The organism is Mesorhizobium shangrilense, from assembly GCF_040537815.1.
Classification (GTDB): Bacteria; Pseudomonadota; Alphaproteobacteria; order Rhizobiales; family Rhizobiaceae; genus Mesorhizobium; species Mesorhizobium shangrilense.
In genome coordinates this window covers 1-4,064 of record NZ_JBEWSZ010000030.1, presented here as the reverse complement: position 1 = coordinate 4,064, position 4,064 = coordinate 1, and the positions used below count along the sequence as shown (strand labels likewise).

Annotated in this window: 2 protein-coding genes and 3 pseudogenes; 2 read left to right on the top strand and 3 right to left on the bottom strand. The window is 58.7% G+C overall.

The features are described from left to right. A pseudogene (locus ABVQ20_RS40245) lies at positions 1 to 105 on the top strand (IS110 family transposase); the annotation flags it as partial. 181 nt (positions 106 to 286) lie between these two features. On the opposite strand, the gene ABVQ20_RS40240 reads toward ABVQ20_RS40245, so the two are convergent. The 3 genes and pseudogenes from ABVQ20_RS40240 to ABVQ20_RS40230 form a co-directional block, all read right to left on the bottom strand. After that, the gene (locus ABVQ20_RS40240; protein ID WP_354465387.1) at positions 287 to 1,567 is read right to left on the bottom strand and encodes an ATP-grasp domain-containing protein; all 1,281 of its coding nucleotides are present in this window, start codon (positions 1,565 to 1,567) and stop codon (positions 287 to 289) included. Between the two features lie 597 nt (positions 1,568 to 2,164). Then, positions 2,165 to 2,446: pseudogene (locus tag ABVQ20_RS40235) on the bottom strand (transposase); the annotation flags it as partial. Between the two features lie 15 nt (positions 2,447 to 2,461). After that, entirely contained in the window at positions 2,462 to 3,226 is a 765-nt protein-coding gene (locus ABVQ20_RS40230) for an IS1595 family transposase (protein WP_354465385.1), read from the bottom strand. Between the two features lie 115 nt (positions 3,227 to 3,341). Between ABVQ20_RS40230 and ABVQ20_RS40225 the strand changes: the two are divergent. Next, a pseudogene (locus ABVQ20_RS40225) lies at positions 3,342 to 3,580 on the top strand (DDE-type integrase/transposase/recombinase); the annotation flags it as partial. Positions 3,581 to 4,064: the final 484 nt, after the last annotated feature.

Sequence of the window (4,064 nt, the reverse complement as noted above, 5' to 3'; positions counted from 1 at the left end):
GGAAAACCTGCAAAAGTCGCCATAACCGCAATCATGCGAAAGCTTGTCGTCCTCGCAAACGCACTCATCAGGGACGACCGAAAATGGGCTCCACACATTCCTTGACCAAGACGGATACTCTAGCTCTCGGCCACGATCCGCGCCTTCGCCTCACAGGCCATTCACGCCGCCGGGCCTGCGCCGGTGAACACCTCGATCCGGCGGAGCGCCTCCAGGTGCTAGACCTAAAACTTAGGCTCTGAAATCGTCATATTTCGAAGCCCGCAAAGGCTCCGAACATCGCCCCTCAGGCTGGTGCCCCCGTAACACCGGCTACGGGCGCTGATTGCTCCTGTTCGCCAAGGGCCGGAAGTGGTGTGATCGACCAACTAATTAAGTCGACGGCATGCTGAAGTATCGCCTTGGTCTGAGCTGGACTGGCTGAAGCGGCGATGACATGTCCGATCGTGTCTCGGTAATCACCTTTCCTGACGATCGGTGTCTTGGGTTCAAAATACAATTTGGCCTCGGCGACACCTGCTACAGCAGCCGCCCGACTGTCGCCATCGATCCAATCGAGGATGCCATCGCGATCAGGAATTAGGAACCGCGCCGCCGCAGTCTGCGAATGCCTTCTGCGCGAATCCCATTCCTCGTCGATGACAAGCTTGATGTGCTCGGTGACGAGATCGATACCGTAAGCCAGCTGGACCAGTTGAGGCTCGAGCGCGCCAGCAAGACGCGGATTGACTTCGATGACGACTGGGCCACGCTTCGTCCACCGGAGTTCGATGTTCGTTGGCCCCCAGGCAAGGCCGAGAGCTCCCAAACAAGTCAGCGAAACATCAACGATACGTTTATGCTCGTCATCAGTCAGCGGGGCCGGAGAGGTCGTCTCACGGAAGACGAAATGCGGTGGGGAGCTGAAGTCAGCGGCGACAACCCCAATAACCTCATTTCCCATTATCTCGACGCTATAAAAGGGGCCTTGTGCGAATTCTTCGACCAGTATCCTCGGCGTAGACCGCCATATGTGCTTCCCGCCCAACAGATAGGTCGTATGTTCGGTTAACTCATCGATGTTGCGGCACAAGCGGACACCACTGCTACCGCTGCCTATGACTGGCTTAAGAACCACCGGCAGGCCGATCTCCGCGGCGGAGCTTTCTACGTCTGTCGCATTCGCTGCCAAGCGATAAGCAGGTATTGGAACGCCGGCCTCGGCGAGGAGCTGACGTTGAATGAATTTGTCGCAGCATCGTTCGATGGATGCGGGGTTCGGTCCCGGCAGATCGAAATGCCCGCAGAGCTTGCCAACTGTCGCATAGACCGACTCGTCGAAGTCCGCAAAGCCAGTAATGCCAGCGATGTCATAGGTCGCCTGCAGCTGGGAACATTCGCGGATCAGCGCATCGAGATCGTTTGTATCGACACGGATTGCCTCAAGCCTTTCCGCCGCAAGATAGTCGTACTGAGCTGGATCGGCCGACAGGGTAACTGGTGTAAGGTCAAGACGCTGGGCCGCTTTGACGTATAGCAGACCAATACTCCTGTGGCCTTCAAGCAGGATGAGCGCTCTTCTTGCCATTGGCGTCGACCTCCGTTGCGTGCTGTGCGGCAGGCTGAGCGCAAACAGCTATCAGCTTTTATTCGTCCCTGACCTCAGCCTTTGTGGTGAAGGTACCATGGTCAGCGATCTGCGCTCGCAAAGATTCTGTAAAGTTATTTGAAGGATCTGTTGCAACATTTTGCTTGCCGGTAGTGTGGTACGGAGCGCCTCAACGAATTCGGAGGATCGCGATGTCAACGGGCGCTAGTTCGACCTATAAAAGATCTGACAGACGGCGTCATAGGCTAAAGTGCAGCGAGCCTATCTACCAAACGCAGGTTAATCAGCGACTTGCGCCGGCCAACCCCTCCTCCCATCGTCATTTGGTGGGTGCGGAGAGCTTGGAGGCAGCATGCGTTTCGATTTCGGAAATCGTTCAAAGGTGGGCCACTTAGGACAACTCTTACGCATCGTGGCCTAACGAACAGCGTGGGCGCAGGTGGAATGCGCGTCTCAACGGGCGGACGACGGCGCAAGAAGAAGGCCAAATCCAGCGGATCTGGCGTTCTCGGATTTTTGATCCTGGCCGCTTTGGCGGCTTATCTGTTCTTGTGAATTAACACCGAGACTGAGATCTCAGGGTCCGGCCGAGGGCGCCGGCGCATATCCCGGCGCTATCGGCTCTGGCCATTCCATGCCGCCGATCTCCGACCTGCGCAGCTGGCGCCCGATCTCCCGCTTGAGCAGGTCACGAAGCTGAACTTCAAAGTTCCGGTAGACCAACTCCGTGGTCTTCGGGCCGTTCTCCACGTACTGCTTGGTGATCACCCTCTGGTTCCGGCGGAACACGATCTCGTCGACGTAGCGTTGCAGGTGCATCTCGCTGATATAGTGGAACACGCCGAGCTGCGCGCGCTTGAGCTGTGAAGCAAGTCACTCGACAGTGTTCGAGTGGACCTCGCCGCGGGCGAACTCGTCAGCGCGGTGGGTGACTATCCTGTGGCCGCCCGAGAACGCCTTCGCCGCCCTGCCGATCGCCTTGTCGTCGTCGGACATGATCCTGGCATCCTTCGACACGAACCGATCCAGGAAGCGGCTGATTGTTGCTGCTATCCCCCTTCTTGATGACCACAGCAGCCGCGCGCCCGTCGCGGCTGGCAGCAACTGCGACCTGTGGCCGCTTCGTGCCCCTGGCGGGTTCCAGAAATGCTTGTGGAACTTCGTCTTCTTCTTGCGCGGCGGCGCGCCCATGTAGGTCGTGTCGATCTCGACGATGCACCCCAGCAGTGGATCCCGCCCGTCGCGGTCTTCAGTCATCTCGCGGACAGCATGCGCCATCATCCAGGCCGTAGACTGCCGCATCCCGAGCTGTTTCCCCAGGATTACCGAGGACACGCCCTTCGACGAGAAAAGAATCAGGTACAACGCCCGCAGCCAGACGTTCAGAGGGAGCTTCGTGGCGTGCATAGGAGTCTTGGCGATGACCGTGAACTGGCCCGCGCAGTGTCGGCATTCGTAGAGGCCGGGAGGGGACTTGCGGCCGCTGAAGCGCCAGACCTCGGCCGAACCGCAGTGCGGGCAGTGGGCGCCGTCCGGCCAGACCATACCCTCGAACAGCCTCCGCACCGAATCCTCCGTGGGAAACTTCCACTCCAGCCATTCCAGGCTGTTGATCCTCGGCACGCGTTTCGCAACCATCCCCGCCCCTTACGAAGAAGGTCGGGATGTGGGCTGATCTTGGATTCAAATCAAGCGGCGAGAGGATTCGACCTAAAGCCATGGTTAATTTAAGCGATTAGGCGGGGCACCTGTGTTTAGTCGACGCAAGTGGGCTCTCGGCAGCAGGTGGCGTATGGGCGAGACCTATTATCGAGGTCTGGGACCAATGAGTGGATCTCTACCGTGCGATTGACACCGTTGGTGTCACAGTCGACTTCTTCTTCGGCGAGCACCGTGACTTGGCAGCGGCAAGGCGCTTATGCGCCTTGGCCGACCGGTGCGCATCGTCATTGCGGCAGTCAGACAAACTGGGAGGCCATAGTCTCCTACGACGTTGAAACTGCCTGCCGGATCGGGCAGCGAGATGATTCACACGAAGCGGAATCGGCAGGGCGCTTTGCCTTCGATCCAGCCCCTTCGCTCAGGACGCAATTAGGCAATCGCCTGAATTGTGTCCAACCGAGGCCTGCAGCGGCAATTCCAAAATTCCCCAACCGTTCGGTTTGGTGGCCCCTACTGGCATACGCTTTTTCGGAGCCCTCGCCCTTCAGCGAGATGACCTGACCGCCGACGGTCTGATCATCCGTCAAACCAAGTTCTTTGCCCCCCACAACACGGGAGGCGTTGGATCGGTATTTGGACCGGCTGGAACCTTGAACAGGACGCTGTTCGTTTTCACCACGGGCGCTCCGTCCGCCAACGACCGTGATCGCCGTCTTTCTCCAGATGGCGCGCTCGATCGGCCTGCGCGAGGAGCCCGACCAACTGGTCAGCGGTATCTACGATCTCCGGCAGGCGACCGTAGTCATTTGACGTC

Bases quoted from the DNA above. Each gene is read 5' to 3' on its own strand.
- ABVQ20_RS40240 (WP_354465387.1), bottom strand. From the start codon at position 1,567: ATGGCAAGAAGAGCGCTCATCCTGCTTGAAGGCCACAGGAGTATTGGT.
- ABVQ20_RS40230 (WP_354465385.1), bottom strand. From the start codon at position 3,226: ATGGTTGCGAAACGCGTGCCGAGGATCAACAGCCTGGAATGGCTGGAG.